This is a genomic window from Curtobacterium sp. MCBD17_008, from assembly GCF_003234475.1.
Taxonomy (GTDB): domain Bacteria; phylum Actinomycetota; class Actinomycetes; order Actinomycetales; family Microbacteriaceae; genus Curtobacterium.
On the sequence record NZ_QKTK01000003.1, the window covers coordinates 131393 to 148714 of the forward strand.

The window sequence follows — 17322 nt, forward strand, 5'->3', positions numbered from 1 at the left end:
TGAGCGTCGCGAGCGGCGTCAGTCCTCGGGGAGCGGCGGCACGAACCACGGCGGGAACACCGCGACACGGGGCGACGGTCCGCCCTGCTCGGCGAAGACGGCCTTCACCTGCTGCCGGACGCGGTCGTTCGGCACGCCCACGAGCGCGACCGACGACAGCGGCACCTGCGGGCCGGCGAGCAGCTCGACCCCGTGCATGGACGGGTCCGTGATGTCGGTGCGACGGAGGAGGTTCGTGGCCGCCTCCGGGCCGACGGCGAAGCGGACGTCCGGGTCCTCGGCGTCCGTGTCCGCCAGGATCACCGACGCACCGAACGCGGTGGTCGGGACGACGAGGACGACGAACTCCGTCGCACGCGTGCGCCTGGCCGCGTCCGACCAGCGGTCCTCCTCCGCACCGGAGCGGAGTTCGTCCCACCGGCGGGCGTCCGGCGAGAGCGTGAAGGGCACGTGCCCGGCCACGCTGGAACCGTCGGGTGCGAGCGCCGCGCCACGGGCCTCCCGGGTGGCGGCGGAGCTGACGTCGACGGAGGGCGTCGCGCGGTCGGCGGCGAGGATCGCGCCCTCGGCGACGATCGAGGCGAGGTTGTCGACGTGCGTGACGTGGTGCGCGCGCAGCGCCGCGAAGTCGCGGGTGGCGGGCAACGTCGGCTCGACGGCCTTCCCGTTGGCGTTCGTCGGGGCGGACCGCAGCGACGTCGTCACACGCGTGCGTCGTGGCGTCGGGGTCTTGGTGATGGTCTCCGGGTCACGCTGCCGTGGGGAGCAGATGTCGCAGAGCTCGATGGGGAAACCGTGGATGCACTCGTCGGTCACGACTGATGGGTCCTTCCGTGCCTCGTGGGGTGGGCGGGCACGACGACCAACGCTACGTCATCCGGGAACCGCGGGCGACCGATCACGTCACTGCCGGTAGAGCAGGGCCCGGACCTCGGACTCGGCGGCGTGCAACCGGGACGGGTCGATGGTCTCGCCGTGCTCGTACGCATCGAGCAACCGGGGGTCGATGTAGCTCTGGCGGGCGACGGTCGGCGTGTTGCCGAGGACCTCGCTCGCGGCCTTCACCGCGTGCGAGATCGCCTTCTTGCGCTTCGCCTGACTCGACAGGACACCGGTCTGGGCCAGGTCGACCGCGGCCGCGACCGTGCCGTGCAACGTGCGGAAGTCCTTCGCCGTGAACTCATCCCCGGCACGCTCCTTCACGTAGGCGTTGATGTCCTCCGCGGTCACCGGTTGCCACTCGTCCCCCCGCCGCTCGCGGAAGGACAGCAGCCGGGCGTTCGCCCCCCGCCGCTTCATCCCCACCAGGACACGGGCGAGGTCGGCGTCGTGGATCGTCGAGGACCACGCCTGGTGGCTCTTGCCGGGGAAGCCGAGCTCGATGTCGTCCCCGGAGATGTGGGCGTGCGAGCAGAGGAGTGTCGACAGGCCGTGGCTGCCGTGCTCCGTGGCGTACCGCTCGGACCCGACGCGGAGCGAGCCCTGGTCGAGCATCCGGAAGGCTGCGGCCAGCGCCCGACGGCGGTCCGGGTCCGGTCGGCGCAGGTCCTGGGTCACCATCCGCCGGGCGGCCGGGAGCGACTCGGCCAGCGCGAGGGCCCGGTCGTACTTGATCTTGTCCATCCGGTCACGCCACGACGGGTGGTACATGTACTGCCGGCGACCTGCACCGTCGATGCCGGTGGCCAGGATGTGGCCGTTCTCGTACGGCGAGATCCAGACGTCGTCCCACGCCGGCGGGATGACGAGGTCCTCGAGCCGCTGACGCACCTCCGGGTCGGAGACCGTGGTGCCGTACGGGTCGCGGTAGGAGAAGCCCTTGCCGCTGCGGACGCGGTGGTACCCGCGACCCTTGGTCGAGGAGCGGCGCAGACGTGTCACGACCCGATGCAACACCATCGGCGCTGCCGGACGCTGCAGGAACGTACCCCGCGGGCGCCCTCTGCCGCCTCGCCCGGTGCGGAAACCACGAAGAGCGGGGCCGGACCCGAAGGCCCGACCCCGCTCTCGTGGAGCAACCGGAGTTACTTGATGATCTTCTCGACCGTACCGGCGCCGACCGTACGACCACCCTCACGGATGGCGAAGCGGAGACCCTCCTCCATGGCGATCGGCTGGATCAGCTCGACGGTCATGGCGACGGTGTCACCGGGCATGACCATCTCGGTGCCCTCGGGCAGCGTGATGACGCCGGTGACGTCCGTGGTGCGGAAGTAGAACTGCGGACGGTAGTTCGCGTAGAACGGGTTGTGACGACCGCCCTCTTCCTTGTTCAGGATGTACGCGTTCGCGGTGAACTCGGTGTGCGGCGTGACCGAACCCGGCTTCACGACGACCTGGCCGCGCTCGACGTCCTCGCGCTTGAGGCCACGGATGAGCAGACCGGTGTTGTCACCGGCGACTGCCTTGTCCAGCAGCTTGCGGAACATCTCGATGCCCGTGACCGTGGTCTTCTGGGTCGCCTTGATGCCGACGATCTCGACCTCGGAGTTGATGTCGAGCTCACCGCGCTCGACACGACCGGTGACGACGGTTCCACGACCGGTGATCGTGAAGACGTCCTCGATCGGCATGAGGAACGGCTGGTCGGTGGCGCGCACCGGGTCCGGGACGTTCTCGTCGACGGCGGACATCAGGTCCTGGACGGACTTGACCCACTTCTCGTCGCCCTCGAGCGCCTTGAGCGCCGAGACCTGCACGACGGGGGCGTCCTCGTCGAACTCCTGCGAGCCGAGGAGCTCGCGGACCTCGAGCTCGACGAGCTCCAGGATCTCCTCGTCGTCCACCATGTCGGCCTTGTTGAGGGCGACGACGATGTAGGGGACGCCGACCTGACGGGCGAGCAGGACGTGCTCACGCGTCTGGGGCATCGGACCGTCGGTGGCGGCGACCACGAGGATCGCGCCGTCCATCTGGGCCGCACCGGTGATCATGTTCTTCACGTAGTCGGCGTGACCAGGAGCGTCGACGTGCGCGTAGTGGCGCTTGTCGGTCTGGTACTCGACGTGCGAGATGTTGATCGTGATGCCGCGCTGGCGCTCTTCGGGAGCGTTGTCGATCTGCGCGAAGTCACGGGCCTCGTTGAGGTCCGGGTACTGGTCGTGCAGAACCTTGGTGATCGCCGCCGTGAGCGTGGTCTTGCCGTGGTCGACGTGACCGATGGTTCCGATGTTGACGTGCGGCTTGGTCCGCTCGAACTTGGCCTTGGCCACTGTGGGTCCTCCTCAGGACTCGGATGCGTCGCCCCCGGCAGGACCTTGGTCGGCCCTGCGCTGTTGGCGCGCGGTGTGTGTGTCTCTACTTTACTTGGTGACGAGGGGCCCGTCGCCGGGCACCCTCGCCTGGGGATGACGCGGGAGCGTCAGGCCCCGGTGCTCTTCTGGATGATCTCGTCCGCCACGTTGCGCGGGACCTCGTTGTAGGTCTCGAACACCATGGAGAAGACAGCACGACCAGAGGTCTTGGAGCGCAGGTCGCCCACGTACCCGAACATCTCGGACAGCGGGACGCTCGCGCGGACCACCTTGACGCCCGACGCATCGGTCATCTCGGAGATCTGACCGCGACGCGAGTTCAGGTCGCCGATGACGTCGCCCATGTACTCCTCGGGCGTACGGACCTCGACGGCCATGATCGGCTCGAGCAGCACCGGACCGGCCTTGCGGGCCGCTTCCTTGTACGCGATCGAACCGGCGATCTTGAACGCCATCTCGGACGAGTCGACGTCGTGCGCCGCGCCGTCCTTGAGGATCGCCTTGACACCCACGGTCGGGAAGCCGGCGAGCACGCCCACCTGCATCGCGTCCTGGATACCGGCGTCGACCGACGGGATGTACTCGCGCGGGACGCGACCACCGGTGACGGCGTTCTCGAACTCGTACACCTTCTCGGCGGTGACGGGCATCGGCTCGAGCGCGATCTGCACCTTCGCGAACTGACCGGAACCACCGGTCTGCTTCTTGTGGGTGTAGTCGTAGCGCTCGACGACCTTGGTCAGGGTCTCGCGGTAGGCCACCTGCGGCTTGCCGACGTTCGCCTCGACCTTGAACTCGCGCTTCATGCGGTCGACGAGGATGTCGAGGTGGAGCTCGCCCATGCCCTTGATCGTCGTCTGACCGGTCTCGGCGTTGAGCTCGACGCGGAACGTCGGGTCCTCTTCGGCGAGCTTCTGGATCGCGGTGGAGAGCTTCTCCTGGTCGGCCTTGGTGTTCGGCTCGATCGCGACCTCGATGACCGGCTCCGGGAACGTCATCGACTCGAGGACGACCTGGTTCGACGGGTCGCACAGGGTGTCACCCGTGGTCGTGTCCTTGAGGCCGATGACCGCGTAGATGTGACCGGCGGTGACCGAGTCGACCGGGTTCTCCTTGTTGGAGTGCATCTGGAAGATCTTGCCGATGCGCTCCTTCTTGCCCTTGGTCGAGTTGATGACCTGGGCACCGGAGTCGATGTGACCGGAGTACACGCGGACGTAGGTGAGGCGACCGAAGAACGGGTGCACCGCGACCTTGAACGCGAGCGCCGAGAAGGGCTCGGAGGCCTCCGGCTTGCGGATGATCTCGACCTCTTCGTCCTTGACGTCGTGGCCGATCATCGGCGGGACGTCGAGGGGCGACGGCAGGTAGTCGATGACCGCATCGAGCATCGGCTGCACGCCACGGTTCTTGAACGCCGAGCCGCAGAGGATCGGGTACACCTCGGAGTTGATCGTCAGCTTGCGGATCGCGGCCTTGATCTCGTCCTTGGAGAGCTCTTCGCCGCCGAAGTACTTCTCGAGCAGTGCGTCGTCGGTCTCCGCGACACGCTCGACGAGCTTCGCGCGGTACTCCTCGGCACGGTCCTTGAGGTCCGCGGGGATCTCCTGGACCTCGTACTGGGCGCCCATGGTGACGTCACCCTTGGCATCGCCCGGCCAGACCTTGGCGTGCATCTCGATCAGGTCGATGACGCCGACGAAGTCGTTCTCGGCACCGATCGGGAGCTGGAGCACGAGCGGCTCCGCACCGAGGCGGTTGATGATCGTGTCGACGGTGAAGTAGAAGTCCGCACCGAGCTTGTCCATCTTGTTGACGAAGCAGATGCGCGGGACGTTGTACTTGTCCGCCTGACGCCACACGGTCTCGGACTGGGGCTCGACGCCCTCCTTGCCGTCGAAGACGGCGACCGCACCGTCGAGGACGCGGAGCGAACGCTCCACCTCGACCGTGAAGTCCACGTGACCCGGGGTGTCGATGATGTTGATCTGGTTGTTGTCCCAGAAGCACGTCGTCGCGGCCGACGTGATCGTGATGCCGCGCTCCTGCTCCTGCGCCATCCAGTCCATGGTGGCTGCGCCGTCGTGGACTTCACCGATCTTGTGCGTGATGCCCGTGTAGAACAGGATGCGCTCGGTGGTCGTGGTCTTGCCGGCGTCGATGTGCGCCATGATGCCGATGTTGCGGACCTTGTTCAGGTCGGTGAGCACGTCCTGTGCCACAGGGTTCCTCCGAGAGAGTTGTAGGAGAGGGTGGCGGCCGTCCGGGTGCCGCGGCTGTTGACCGAGGCACCCGGACGGTGCCGGATGACTACCAGCGGTAGTGCGCGAAGGCCTTGTTCGACTCGGCCATCTTGTGGGTGTCCTCACGGCGCTTGACCGCGGCACCGAGACCGTTCGACGCGTCGAGGATCTCGTTCATGAGACGCTCGGTCATCGTCTTCTCGCGACGGGCCTTGGCGTACGAGGTCAGCCAGCGCAGCGCGAGCGTGTTCGCACGGTGCGGCTTGACCTCGACCGGGACCTGGTAGGTCGAGCCACCGACGCGGCGGCTGCGGACCTCGAGGGTCGGACGGACGTTGTCGAGCGCCTTCTTGAGCGTCGTGACGGCGTCCTGGCCGTTCTTGGAGGAGACCCCTTCGAGTGCGTCGTAGACGATGCGCTCGGCGAGGCCCTTCTTGCCGTCGAGGAGGATCTTGTTGACGAGCTGGCTGACGACGGGGGCGCCGTAGACCGGATCGGCGACGACGGGGCGCTTCGGGGCGGGACCCTTACGAGGCATCTAACTCAACCCTTCTTCGCACCGTAGCGGCTGCGGGCCTGCTTACGGTTCTTGACGGCCTGGGTGTCCAGGGCACCACGGATGATCTTGTAGCGCACACCCGGGAGGTCCTTCACACGACCGCCGCGGACGAGCACCATCGAGTGCTCCTGGAGGTTGTGGCCCTCACCGGGGATGTAGGCCGTGACCTCGGTGCCGTTCGAGAGCTTGACACGAGCGACCTTGCGCAGTGCCGAGTTCGGCTTCTTCGGGGTGGTGGTGTAGACGCGGGTGCACACGCCACGCTGCTGGGGGTTCGCCTTCAGGGCGGGCGCCTTGGTCTTGACGACCTTCGGCGTACGACCCTTGCGAACGAGCTGCTGGATGGTAGGCAACTGTTCTCCTGGTTCTTCGCTCGTGCTCTCTGGCCGACGCGGTCCGTCGGCTTCCTCATCCCACGCGGACCACCGCCTGACGGCGGAGGAAGATGGGGGATGGAGTGATCAGGAGGCCGGAGGCCTGCAGGATCTGGGCGCGCCCGAAGGCGCACACCCGGGAGAGCCTAGCCGCCACGCCCGCTGAAATCAATCCACGGTGGGCCCGACGGCGGCCCGTTCGCCCCCGGCGAGAACCGCCCGGGGACGCGGAACGAGGGCGGTCAGGAGCCGGAGTCGGTCTGGCCGTTCGCGACCGCCGGGACGAAGGTGGCGCCGTCGTCCCCGAAGCCGGTGATCCAGCCGGACGCGTTGACGTCGATCGGCCCCGCCGTCGCGGTCCCACGACCGCTCGGCCCGGTGAACTCCGCGGTGAACGTCGCCGACCCCGGAGCGCGGGTTTCGACGAGCCATCCCCTCGAGGACCAGTCGCCGACGTCGACCGACGGCCTGGCGTCGAGTGTCCACTTCTGGTTCGTGTAGGTGTTCGCCGGGTTCTCACCGTAGGCGTAGAAGCTGCAGCCGTCCGGCGTGGCCGTCTGGGCCGCGACGCAGCCGTCCACCCAGGAGTCGACGGCCTTCGTCGCGGCCTGCTGGCCGGCGTCCGTCAGGGTCGTGGCGAGCACGACCGGGGTCCCGGGCGTCCCGAACCCCCGCACGGCGGCCGTCGAGGCATCGGCGGCGAACCACTTGCCGCCCTGGGACGACACCTCGTACGAGCCGGGGAACGCCCGCAGTGCGACCGCGCCGAGGTCACCGGTCGTCGCCTCCGCTCCGGCGACCCGGACAGTGCTGTCGGTCGGTCCCTGCACGACGACCTCGACCGAGCCGAGGGACGGCGGCTGCAGTTCCCAGACGGGGAACACACCCCAGTCCGTCCCGGTGCGCTCGAGTTCGAACGTGGCCGGCACGCTCCGGCCGGCCTGGGTCAGCAGCGCATGCACGGTCGCGCGGTCGTCGCCCTGGTCGACCGAGGTGATCCGGTGGGCGGTGATCTTGTCGTTCGCCTGCGCGTAGGCGGCGTCGGTGAGGAGGACGTCGTCGTCGTCGCGGTCGATGCCGGCGGCGTCGAGCGCGTCCGTGAGGCGACCGCCCTCGACGTCGCGCAGGAACGCCTGCACGGGGCGGTCCGCGGAGTGGCTGTCCGAGCCGACCGACCACCCGATGCCGCCCGCGACGACGAGGAGCACGAGCGCTGCGGCCCCGGCGACGATGCCGATCACCGCACCCTTCCGGAGTCCGCGGCGAGGTCGACCGGGCGCGTACCACGGGGCAGACGCTGTCGGGCCGGCGGTCATCACCGCGGGCAGCGCGCGGTCGCCGCGGAGGGTGTCCGCCCCCGGCACCGACTCCCAGCCCCGCGAGTCGTCAGGTGCGTCCGTCATGAGTCCCCCAAGGCGCCGTCGTTCAGCTCGTCCCGGAATCGTACCGAACCCGGCGGACGCGGGCCGGGCCTCCCGTCAGTCCTGTGGACGGATCGGCGACGACTGCTGCCCCTGTGGGCGGGGGCCCTGCCACCGGACCGCGGAGATGCCGCCGACGACCGTGACGAGCGCCACGACGACCCCACCGACCACGAACGGACTGAGGGCGTAGCCCGCCGGGAAGACGAGCAGTTCCGCGGCGTCGGACCGGACGAGGGCGTAGCCGACCGCGCCCACGCCGAGCATGACGAGGTACGTCGTCGCCGCGGCGACGAGTCCGGTGACGACGGGGTTCCCCTCGCGGGCGCCCATCGCGGTCGCGAGGAACACGGCGACACCGGCGCCGACGACCATCGCCGGACCGAGGTAGGGGGTGGCGTCCGGCTGCCGGATCGCCTCGACGTCGGCGAGCAGGGCCTCGAAGCCCGTCACGGCGATGACGAGCGCGATGAAGAGGACCGACGCCATCGTCGCCACCAACCACCGGGACATGCGCCGATCGTAGCGCTCCGCGTCGGTCCTGGTCCGGCAGCTACGGGGCGTCGGCGGGTTCCGGCTGCGTGGTCTGCTGCTGCGCGGCCTCCTGCTGGGCCGCGTGCTGCTGGTGTGCCGCCTGGACGAGCGCGAGGGCGATGGTCGCCGTGATGACCGGCACCGTCTCCGTCATCGGAGCGGGCGCGTCGGTGCCCGTGGCGGCGGTGCCCGTGGCGTCCGTGTCCGTGGCGTCCGTGCCCGTGCCGTCCGTACCCGTCGTGCGGCCGGCCGGGAGGCCCGTGGGCGCGTCCTCGACGAGGGTCCCGTCGGGCCGGTGGCCGGTCTCCGGCTGGTCGGGCTCCGGCTGCTGGTGCGCCTCGGAGCGGTGGTCCGCATCGGAGCGGTGGTCCGCCTCCGACTGGTGGTCGCGGAGGGCCGGGCCGACCACCGGCAGGACTGCCGTCGTGGTGGGGGGTTCCGCGTGCAGCTCCGGAGCCGGCTGCACGCCGGCCGACGTGCCCCGTCGGCGGCGGACGACCATACGCGCGAGGACCACTGCCGCCACGGCCGCCCAGATGCTGTTCACGATCGTCGAGGGGACGGCGCGGTGCGCGGCCACGTTCACCGCGATCGCGACGCCACCGACCAGGTTGAACAGCTGGTACACCGGGCCGTTCGCGATCTTCCCGAGCGAGAAGAGGACGTACCCGACGAGGACCGTTCCGGCCCCGAACCAGCCGAGGAACTCCACGACACCGACCAACACGAGCGACTCCGGGCACGACGAGGGACGCCCGTTCCGAGGGACGTCCGAGAGGGAGATGGGCAGCCGCGAGCGCGGGCCCGAGCAGCATCGTAGAGGCACGGAACGCCCCGGCGGAAGCGGGTCCGGCGTGGCGGCGGGACCCCTTCCGGGGGGCGTTCGGCGGGGTCGGCTTCAGCCCGCGTCGCCGGACGCCGCGGTCGTCGCCGACGCGTCGGCGTCGACGTCGAGGACGTAGACGTAGCCGCTGAAGTTCCAGGTCGTGGAGGACGTCTCGGTAGACTCCGCCGACGGTTCGGAGGCGGAGGACGTGATCGACGTCACGAGGTACAGCCGGGACAGGTCCTGCACCTCGGTCGCGAAGGCCATCGCCTGGTCGAACGAGCCGTCCACCGACACCGTGACGGGGATGACGGAGAAGTTCTCTCCGGTGATCCGCGCGTCGGTCGTGACGCCCGGCGGCGTGGGCGTGGCCGATGCGGACGGCGTGGGTGTCGCAGTGGACGGCGCCGCCGGCTCGGCCCCGTCGGTCGCGGTCGACGCCGCCTCGGTGACCGGCGGGATGTAGGCGGTCGCGTCCGAGGTGGTGATCGTCGAGACCGTGACACCTGCCGTCGTCGCTGCCTGGTCGACCTCGTCGTAGAACGCCGACATGCGGTCCGACGACGGCACGGAGGCCTGCAACTCGGCGAGTGCCGTCCGCATCTCGGGCAGGGTCTTCGCCTGCTGCCGCAAGCGGGCGAGCTCGCCGGACTTCACCGCGTTCTCGTGCTCGACGGTCGCCTGCTGGGCACCGTCGGTCGCCGCACGGCTGAGCTGGGGTTGCACGCCGAGGAAGAAGCCCGCAGCCGCGACCACCACCATGGCGAGCACGGCCAGGACCATGTTGAGGCGGTTCCGGGTCATGTCATTCCCCCTTCTTCTGCGGGAGGTACTTGCCGTCGAATGCTCGCTCGTCGACGTGGATGGTCATGTTGACCGTGTAGTGGCCGCTCGTCTCCTCGAGCGTCACCGAGTTGACGTTCGCGTCGACGAAGCCGTCCAACGACCGGACGGACTCGAGCCAGTCCGGCACGGTCGGCAACGTCTGGCTGATCGCGTCGAGCGTCAGCGTGGCGACCCGCCTGCCCTGCAGGGGCGCATCGGTCTGCGCGTACGGCTCGAGCGGGGAAGCCGAGTCCACGCCGACGCCGTTGATCACGACGCCCTCGGGGAGGGACGCCCGAACCTCGTGCAGGTACGGCCCCCACGCGATCTCGGTCGACCCTCCGACCGCCTGCGCGGACTCCAGGAGCGACGTCGAGGACTCGGTCGTCCGCACTTCCTTGTACTGCGCCTGCTGCTGCAGCAGCGAGAGCGTCTGCGCCTGTGCGTTCGCGAGGTCGTCCGTCGCTCGGGTCGCCACGAGGGAAGCGCCTCCGATGCCGATGCCGACCGCCACCGCGACGACCACGACCCCCGCCCACAGACGACCGACGACCCGCCGCTCACGCCGGTGGACCAGCACCTCGGTCGGCAGGAGGTCCGCACGCGGACGGGCACCGACGACCGGACCGTTGCCGGCCCCTCGTCGGGGCTGGCGCTTCGACCGCTGCGCGGTCTCCTCGACGACACGGCGCTCCGGGCTCACACTCGAGCGCCCACGGGCCCCGGCGAACCGCGGCTGCTTCATCTTCGCCTCGCTCATGCTGCCTTCCCTCCGACTGCGAGCCCCCACGCCACGGTGATCGACGAGCCGTGCGTCTGGAGGTCCTCTGGGCGGATCGACTTCGCGAGCCCGGCGTGGGTGAACGGCTCGCCGCGTCGGACGGGCAAGCCGGTGGCCTCCGCGAGCGCCGACGCGAAGCCCGGCAGCTCAGCCGCACCGCCGACCAGCAGGACCTCGCCGACGGGCTCGGACGGGTGGGTGTTCACGAAGTAGTTCATCGTGTTCCGGAGGCTCGCGAGCAGCTCTCCGACCGTCTCCCGGACCGCGGCGACCGCAAGGGCGTCGTCGCGGGTCCGCGCACGGGTCGAGTCCATGCCGAAGTGACGCTTCACGGACTCCGCCGCGGATGCGGGGACCTCGAGACGGCCGGCCAGGAGCCGGGTCACGTCCTCGCCTCCGGTGGGGATGATGCGCACGAACTTCGGCACGCCGTCGGTGACGACCACGACCGTGGTGGTGTTGCCGCCGCATTCGACGATGGCCGTGGTCCCGCTCCGCTGCGATGGCGAGAGGACGCGTGCGAGGGCGAACGGGATGAGGTCGACTGCGACCGGGTTGAGGCCGGCGGTCTGGACCGCGCGCACGTTCGCGAGGACCGCGTCCTTCACGGCGGCGACCAGGAGACCGCTGACCGTCGGACCGTTCTCGCTCGTCCCTTCCGAGGTCGGGTAGAAGTCGAGGATCGCGTCCACGACCGGGACCGGCAGCATGTCCTGGACCTGGAACGGCAGCGATTCCCTGATCTGCGCCAGCGGAGCCTTCGGCACGGTCAGGTCACGGGAGAGCACGCGCTGGTTCCCCATCCCGAGGACGACGTCGCGCGACCGGAACTTCCCGACGGACCACAGCTGACGGAGTGCGGCCGCGACCGTGTTGGGCTCGACCACCTCTCCCTGCCGCGTGGATCCCTCGGGCACCGGCACCTCGGCGAAGCGGAGGATCACCGGCTTCGCCCGGTCTGCGTCCTGCACCTCGACAGCGCGGATCGAAGCCGCGCCGATGTCGACGCCGACGATGCTCTTGGCCATGACGGCCTCCTTCCGTGCCGCCGCGGAGGAGCTCTGCGGAGGATGGTGCATGCCCGGGCGGGACGCCGGGAGGACTTGGTGGGTTCGCGATCGGGGGCTGATCACGAGAGCCCGAGGAGCCCGAGGTACATCGCCCAGAGCGGTGGACCGAACGCGATCCCGAGCCAGGCGCCGACGAGCATCCAGGGGCCGAACGGGATCCCGCTCCGCCGTCCGGCTCGCCGCACGGCGACCAGGGCGATGGCGAAGATACCGCCGAGGAGGAACGCGCCGAAAGAACCCACTGCGAGGGGTCCCCATCCGAGGTACGCCAGGGCGAGCCCGAGCACGACGGCGAGTTTCACGTCCCCGAACCCCATACCGCCGGGCACCGCCACGGCGAGTCCCAGGTAGGCCCCGCCGAGGACCACCGCTCCGACCGCGCCCCGCCCCAACGCTGCCCAGTCGCCGGACAGGACGGATGCCGTGAGCAACAGCACCGGCATCACCACGGAGGCCGGCAGCACGATCCGGTTCGGCAATGTGTGGGTGTCGAGGTCGATGAGCGCGAGCGCCAGGCTGATCGCCATCAGGTACAGGTACGCGACGAGCACGACGAGCACGTGGACGTCCGCTGACGCTCCCGTTGCGACACCGGTCGCAGGCGACCAGGGCGCGGTGAGGAAGAGGAGCGTGACGACCACGAAGAGCCCGCCCGTCGCCGCCTCGACCAGTGGGTACCGCTTCGGGATACGGACGCCGCAGTCCCGGCAACGCCCCCGCAGTGCAAGCCACGACAGGACGGGCACGTTGTCGCGACGACGGATCGCGTGCCCACACCGCGGGCACGCGCTGGCCGGCCGGACGACGGAGAGTCCGGCGGGGACGCGGTGGACGACCACGTTCAGGAACGACCCCACGACGATGCCCAGGACACCGACGAGCACGACCAGGACAGGAGCGGCTGCCGAGATCGTCACGGTACCGCTGCCCCCGATGCGGTGTAGGCGGTGCGGGACTCGAGCTGCGTCGCGACGCGGTAGGTCGTGATCGTCGGTTGTGGGAACTTCGGTGGGGTGTACGTGGCGAGGGACGGGTCGTAGGCGTAGTCCTTGAAGTACCCGCTCGCCCCGCTCCCGGTCCCCACCGCCCCACGGAAGTTCTGCGCGATCGATCCGTTCACGGTCAGCGTTCCCCGGGAGGACCCGAGCGTGTAGTTCTGCACCGCGAACGTGCCGTCGTTCGCGAGGATCGCCGCGTCGATCCGGCGGTTGGCCGGCTTGTAGGGCTGCCCGGCCTGGTTGACGGGGTTCCAGACCCACACCGCACGCTGTCCGATCAGCCCGAGGACCGTCGACGCCGACCGGGTCGCGGGGTAGGTGATGTCGCCGGTGACGTACAGGTAGTTCTCCGCAGCGACGGTCACCGCTTTGTCCACCGTGCCCTTCACGAAGACGTCACCGTTGTCGCAACCGTACGGATCGGTCACGGTGTTGCCGAGGCCCGCTGTCGGGTCTGCTTCGTTGGTGCTGCCGACTTCGGGGAACCCCACCCCGTTCGACGGCAGCGACGTGGCCGTGCTGGCGCGCGTCGTGACGTCACATGCGGTGGACTCCCGCTTGTACTCCGAGCTGCTCCAGAGATTGGGGTCCTGGCCGCCGCGCGACCGGACGGCCGGTTCGTTCTGCACGTAGATGAGGTTGTTCTTCGGGATGTCGATCGTCGCGCCGGCGGGGGTGTGCAGCTGGTCGACGTCCCCGCAACGGGCTGGCTGGCTGCCTCCCGTCAGGAAGCCGCCCGCTTGTTCGGCTGCTCCCTTCACCCACGTCTTCACGGTCATCGGCGAGACGATGTTGACCTTCCCCCCGCCGAGGAAGGTGATCTTCGTGGGACCGGTGTAGAGGCAGCCCGGGCCCTCGGGCGTGTCCGTCGTCGACCGGAGGTCCTCGCGCGTGTAGTCGCGGAGATCCGCGATGGTGGCCGGCGGCGTGAGCGTCGAACTCGTCGTGGGGTTGCTCGCGAAGGTCGGCGTCGTACCGGTGCACCCTGCCTTGGTCCAGCCGTACACGCTCTGCACGGTGCCCTGGAAGGTCGCGCCGCAGATCCGGAACTGGTCGTTCGACCGCACCGGGCCTTCGAGCAGGTCCCGTGCCGCGAACTGGATGTACTGGCAGGTGGTCCCGACGGCGAACGGCCGGTACTCGCTGGTGCAGGGGACCTTGCACTGCTGGCCGCCGCAGGTGGAGTTGACCGTCTCGTTGCTCACGGAGGGGTCCTGCGACTCGTAGTTCGTGAAGTACAGGTAGTTCGAGAAGCCGTCCGGTCGGACGTTCGCGATGAACGTCCGTGTCGTCGAACCAGCCCGCCCCGTCGACTGCACACGGATGGCGCCCTGCGACGTGAGCTTCGAGTTGTCGACCGCGTACCGGTAGGAGCCACCACTCGGAGTGCCGTCGCGCCCGGGAACGTCCACCCAACGGTCTTCGGGCCGGTACCCGAAGGCCGGATTGCCACCGGGGCCGTCGGAGAACTTGCTCCCGCTGTCCCTGCTGAACGGAGCGGCCTCCTCGCCGTGGGTCCCGTACGAGTTGTCCGCGTTGAGACGGGCCTGGTAGTCCGCGATGCCCGCGTACGCCGCGGCTGCGGCACGTGCCCAGTCCCGGTCGTTCGTGGTGAGTCGCGCTCCGCTCGACGAGACCGCGACGAGCGTCGCGACGAGCATCATGACCACCATGCCCACGCCGACGACCGCGACGAGTGCGACGCCGCGCTCGTCGTCGCGAGCACGCAGCGTATGGAGGATCCGGATCACGATGAGGCTCCGATCAGAGGTTCGCGAGGCTGACGCTGTTCGTCAACGTCGTTGCGCGGCGGTCGGACACGTCCGTCCCCGCGGTGATGGTGATCGCAACGCGTCGGACGTTGGTCAGGTCGGTTGCACTGAGGGGGGCGTCGATCGAACCGAGCGGAGCGCCTGCCGCGTTGGTGAACGTGAAGGCCCTCGTGGACACGACCGACGTCGCCAGCGTGCGGGTCAACACGGGCGTCGCACTCAAGGACGGCGTCGACGCCAGGGGGAAGGTGTAGTAATCACTCGCACCCACCTGGGTGCCCGCCCACTTCGTCTCGGTGATCGATCGTCGGACCGGATCCAGCGTGAGCTGCACCAGCACGGGCCGCGACGCCGTCGAGTCCGTGTTGACGTAGGAAAAGAAGCGGACGCTGGTCGCACTCGCGTACTGGAAGGCGTATTGCGGTTCGTCACCCGTCGACACCGCGTTGTTCGTCGCCGATCGCAGGATCCGGGTCATCTCGTTCATCGCTGCTGCTGCCGTACGCGTGTTGTCGTTGACCGCTCGAGCCGTCACCGACGCGCGTTGCGCCGACACGAGGAAGGACCCTGCGACCGTCAGGATGAGGATGCTGAGGGTCATGGCCACGATGAGTTCGACGAGACTGATGCCGCGCTCCTCGGCGAGCAACCGTCGACGCAGCTCCCTCCACCGCCGCGTCACGGTGCACCCTTCGTCCGGGGATCGAAGAGCACCGTGCGTCCGGAGACCGTCACGTTGACGTTCGTCGCTCCGGCGGAAGCGGCGAAGACGGGAGTGTTCGGCCCGAGCGCTGCCGCGGACGTCCCCTCCTTGAACTGGAAGGTCCCGTACGGCAGGGCGATGGTCGTCGCGGTCCTCGAATCCAGCCCGGTGAAGGTGTAGGTGGTTGCCGGTTGGGTCGTGCACCCGGGGTCGTTCGCGGTGCCCGGCCCGGGAGTCGGCGTCGCGACCAGGACGGTGTCGGAGCCCACGAGCTTCACGTCGATCAGGCCCATCGGGATCTTGACCGTGCTGGAGTCACCCGCGACACCGCCGACCCCGGTGGGGACACTCGCCGCGTCCACCATGAGGTTCGACGTCGTGGGGATCGACCACGCCAAGGGGTTGACGTTGGCGCACGTCCTCTTGTCGTACTTGCCCGCGTAGACGTCGTAGCCGTAGGGGAACACCCTCGTCTGCGAGGACGTCACCGTCGTCACCGTCTGACCGCGGACGAAGGACGCGGAAAGACCGCTCGGCAGTTTCGGGTTGCTCCCGGCCCTGGCGTTCGCCGCGTACTGCAGCGTGACCGATGCCGGCTGGTCGAGCACGAACGACTGGCTGGCCACACTGCCAGCGACGGTGGCGACCTGCTTCGACGCGGTGGAAGCGAAGTCCTCGTCGGTGTTCCCGCTCTTCGAGACCGAGACCTCGTAGGTCCCCGGCTTCACGTCGACGGCGTAGGAGCACCCGTTCGCGTCGGTCGGAGCCGGTTGCGCAGGCGGGAGCGCAGCACCGCCTCCCACCGGCCTGACGGTGACCGTCGCATCGGTGTTGGGCGCACCGTTCGCCGTCGAGACAGCGATGACGATCGTCGAACTCGTGTTGCTCGCGACCGATGTCGGTGGCGCAACCAGCGTGTCGATGTCGACGGACCGCTGCTTGCTCGACGTTCCGTTCGACCACGCGACCTGGACGTTGACGCGCTTGTAGGCGAGGACACCGTCTCCCGCTCCGCATGTGTTGTCGGAGCCCGTGGACGTGATCCAGTTCACCGATCGGGTGACGGTGTACTGCTGCCCACCGACCTGCGCCGGACTCGACGAGTTGGTCACGGTGAAGACGTCCTTGACGCTCCGCACCCGGTCGATCTCCTGCGTGGCGAGGTTTAGCGCAGCCTCGCGCGAGCGGTTGTCCTGCGTCAGGTAGATGCTCGAGACGATGCCCGCGGCGACCCCTGCTGCGATCATCGCGAACACGGTCATCGCGACCATCACCTCGATGATGGTGAAGCCGTCTTCTGCATCAAGACCGGCGCGGACACGCTCGACGATCCGCATCATGCCGGTCTCCTCCGTTCTGGTCGCGCAGGTGAAGAGAGGTGGACCGCGCACGGGTGCGCGGTCCACCTCAGGTCGGTCAGGAACAGGCGCCGGAAACGACGCCTCCGTCCTGCGTCACCTTGAAGACGTGGTCGGTACCGCCCACGTTGCTCGTCGCCTGGATGCAGAACACACCCGTCGAGTTGTTCGGCGTACCGACGATGGCCGGCTCGACGCCGGTGTTCGCGACGTAGTTGCTCGGCGTGTACCCGCTGATGTAGCCCGTGGAGGTCTTGAGGGAAGTGGGGTACCTGTTGTCGTTCGTGAACGCCGTGATCATCGCGGTCTTGGCGTTCGTCAGGTCCGACTTCGCGGCGGAGTCCTTGGCGTTGTTCTGCACGCCGATGTACACGGGGATGGCGATCGCGGCGAGGATGCCGATGATGATGACGACGACCAGGAGTTCGATGAGCGTGAAGCCCTTCTCCTTGTCCTGGAGGAGACCCTTGCGGCGAGCGTCGAGCTTGCCCATGAGAGCGAAGTACATGATGATTTCCGTTTCGTGGGAATGCAATGGGGAATGGTGCCGGGGACTGCTCCGCCGCGATGTCAAAGATAATGCGGGCACGCTCGCGGCATAATC

The 17322-nt window shown here is 69.0% G+C and carries 17 protein-coding genes; all 17 read right to left on the reverse strand.

Going from position 1 to position 17322, the window contains the following annotated elements; genetic code table 11:
* Nucleotides 1-18: 18 nt before the first annotated feature.
* The gene (locus tag DEI95_RS04100) at nt 19-816 is read right to left on the reverse strand and encodes a DarT ssDNA thymidine ADP-ribosyltransferase family protein (protein ID WP_110889276.1); all 798 of its coding nucleotides are present in this window, start codon (nt 814-816) and stop codon (nt 19-21) included.
* An 87-nt stretch (nt 817-903) separates the two neighbouring features.
* Complete coding sequence (locus tag DEI95_RS04105) at nt 904-1881, reverse strand: DNA topoisomerase IB (RefSeq protein ID WP_258367448.1); 978 nt, start codon at nt 1879-1881, stop codon at nt 904-906.
* Nucleotides 1882-2024: 143 nt separating this feature from the next.
* On the reverse strand, nt 2025-3212 hold the full coding sequence (tuf, locus tag DEI95_RS04110) for an elongation factor Tu (protein ID WP_110824252.1): 1188 nt from the start codon (nt 3210-3212) through the stop codon (nt 2025-2027).
* Nucleotides 3213-3361: 149 nt separating this feature from the next.
* Nucleotides 3362-5476, reverse strand: a complete 2115-nt coding sequence (gene fusA, locus DEI95_RS04115) for an elongation factor G (RefSeq protein ID WP_110824253.1) — start codon at nt 5474-5476, stop codon at nt 3362-3364.
* 88 nt (nt 5477-5564) lie between these two features.
* Nucleotides 5565-6035, reverse strand: coding sequence for a 30S ribosomal protein S7 (gene rpsG, locus DEI95_RS04120; protein ID WP_110824254.1), 471 nt, complete (start codon nt 6033-6035; stop codon nt 5565-5567).
* 5 nt (nt 6036-6040) lie between these two features.
* Nucleotides 6041-6409: a 30S ribosomal protein S12 gene (rpsL, locus tag DEI95_RS04125; RefSeq protein ID WP_058728453.1), complete on the reverse strand. Its 369-nt coding sequence runs from the start codon at nt 6407-6409 to the stop codon at nt 6041-6043.
* A 263-nt stretch (nt 6410-6672) separates the two neighbouring features.
* A complete protein-coding gene (locus DEI95_RS04130) occupies nt 6673-7833 on the reverse strand; it encodes a hypothetical protein (RefSeq protein WP_111059458.1) in 1161 nt (386 codons plus the stop codon).
* A 75-nt stretch (nt 7834-7908) separates the two neighbouring features.
* Nucleotides 7909-8364: a DUF6121 family protein gene (locus DEI95_RS04135; RefSeq protein WP_110824256.1), complete on the reverse strand. Its 456-nt coding sequence runs from the start codon at nt 8362-8364 to the stop codon at nt 7909-7911.
* A gap of 40 nt (nt 8365-8404) precedes the next feature.
* Nucleotides 8405-9112 (reverse strand): hypothetical protein, encoded by a 708-nt coding sequence (locus DEI95_RS04140; RefSeq protein ID WP_111059459.1) that lies wholly within the window; start codon nt 9110-9112, stop codon nt 8405-8407.
* Between the two features lie 171 nt (nt 9113-9283).
* Nucleotides 9284-10015, reverse strand: coding sequence for a hypothetical protein (locus tag DEI95_RS04145; RefSeq protein WP_111059460.1), 732 nt, complete (start codon nt 10013-10015; stop codon nt 9284-9286).
* Nucleotide 10016: 1 nt separating this feature from the next.
* The gene (locus DEI95_RS04150; RefSeq protein WP_110824259.1) at nt 10017-10796 is read right to left on the reverse strand and encodes a hypothetical protein; all 780 of its coding nucleotides are present in this window, start codon (nt 10794-10796) and stop codon (nt 10017-10019) included.
* Complete coding sequence (gene pilM / locus DEI95_RS04155; protein ID WP_110824260.1) at nt 10793-11845, reverse strand: type IV pilus assembly protein PilM; 1053 nt, start codon at nt 11843-11845, stop codon at nt 10793-10795. Before pilM ends, DEI95_RS04150 begins: the two co-directional genes overlap by 4 nt.
* Nucleotides 11846-11946: 101 nt before the next feature.
* Nucleotides 11947-12804: an A24 family peptidase gene (locus DEI95_RS04160; protein WP_258367449.1), complete on the reverse strand. Its 858-nt coding sequence runs from the start codon at nt 12802-12804 to the stop codon at nt 11947-11949.
* Complete coding sequence (locus DEI95_RS04165) at nt 12801-14636, reverse strand: hypothetical protein (protein ID WP_111059461.1); 1836 nt, start codon at nt 14634-14636, stop codon at nt 12801-12803. Before DEI95_RS04165 ends, DEI95_RS04160 begins: the two co-directional genes overlap by 4 nt.
* Before the next feature lie 13 nt (nt 14637-14649).
* On the reverse strand, nt 14650-15339 hold the full coding sequence (locus DEI95_RS04170; RefSeq protein WP_146243586.1) for a hypothetical protein: 690 nt from the start codon (nt 15337-15339) through the stop codon (nt 14650-14652).
* Nucleotides 15336-16700, reverse strand: a complete 1365-nt coding sequence (locus tag DEI95_RS04175; protein WP_111059463.1) for a prepilin-type N-terminal cleavage/methylation domain-containing protein — start codon at nt 16698-16700, stop codon at nt 15336-15338. The genes DEI95_RS04170 and DEI95_RS04175 overlap by 4 nt, the downstream gene beginning before the upstream one ends.
* A gap of 76 nt (nt 16701-16776) precedes the next feature.
* Nucleotides 16777-17226 (reverse strand): prepilin-type N-terminal cleavage/methylation domain-containing protein, encoded by a 450-nt coding sequence (locus DEI95_RS17045; protein WP_309146519.1) that lies wholly within the window; start codon nt 17224-17226, stop codon nt 16777-16779.
* Between the last annotated feature and the right edge of the window lie 96 nt (nt 17227-17322).

Coding starts and splice junctions, on each gene's coding strand:
- rpsG (WP_110824254.1), bottom strand. CDS start 6,035: ATGCCTCGTAAGGGTCCCGCCCCGAAGCGCCCCGTCGTCGCCGATCCG.
- DEI95_RS04130 (WP_111059458.1), bottom strand. CDS start 7,833: ATGACGGACGCACCTGACGACTCGCGGGGCTGGGAGTCGGTGCCGGGG.
- DEI95_RS04135 (WP_110824256.1), bottom strand. CDS start 8,364: ATGTCCCGGTGGTTGGTGGCGACGATGGCGTCGGTCCTCTTCATCGCG.
- DEI95_RS04145 (WP_111059460.1), bottom strand. CDS start 10,015: ATGACCCGGAACCGCCTCAACATGGTCCTGGCCGTGCTCGCCATGGTG.
- DEI95_RS04150 (WP_110824259.1), bottom strand. CDS start 10,796: ATGAGCGAGGCGAAGATGAAGCAGCCGCGGTTCGCCGGGGCCCGTGGG.
- pilM (WP_110824260.1), bottom strand. CDS start 11,845: ATGGCCAAGAGCATCGTCGGCGTCGACATCGGCGCGGCTTCGATCCGC.
- DEI95_RS04175 (WP_111059463.1), bottom strand. CDS start 16,700: ATGATGCGGATCGTCGAGCGTGTCCGCGCCGGTCTTGATGCAGAAGAC.
- DEI95_RS17045 (WP_309146519.1), bottom strand. CDS start 17,226: ATGTACTTCGCTCTCATGGGCAAGCTCGACGCTCGCCGCAAGGGTCTC.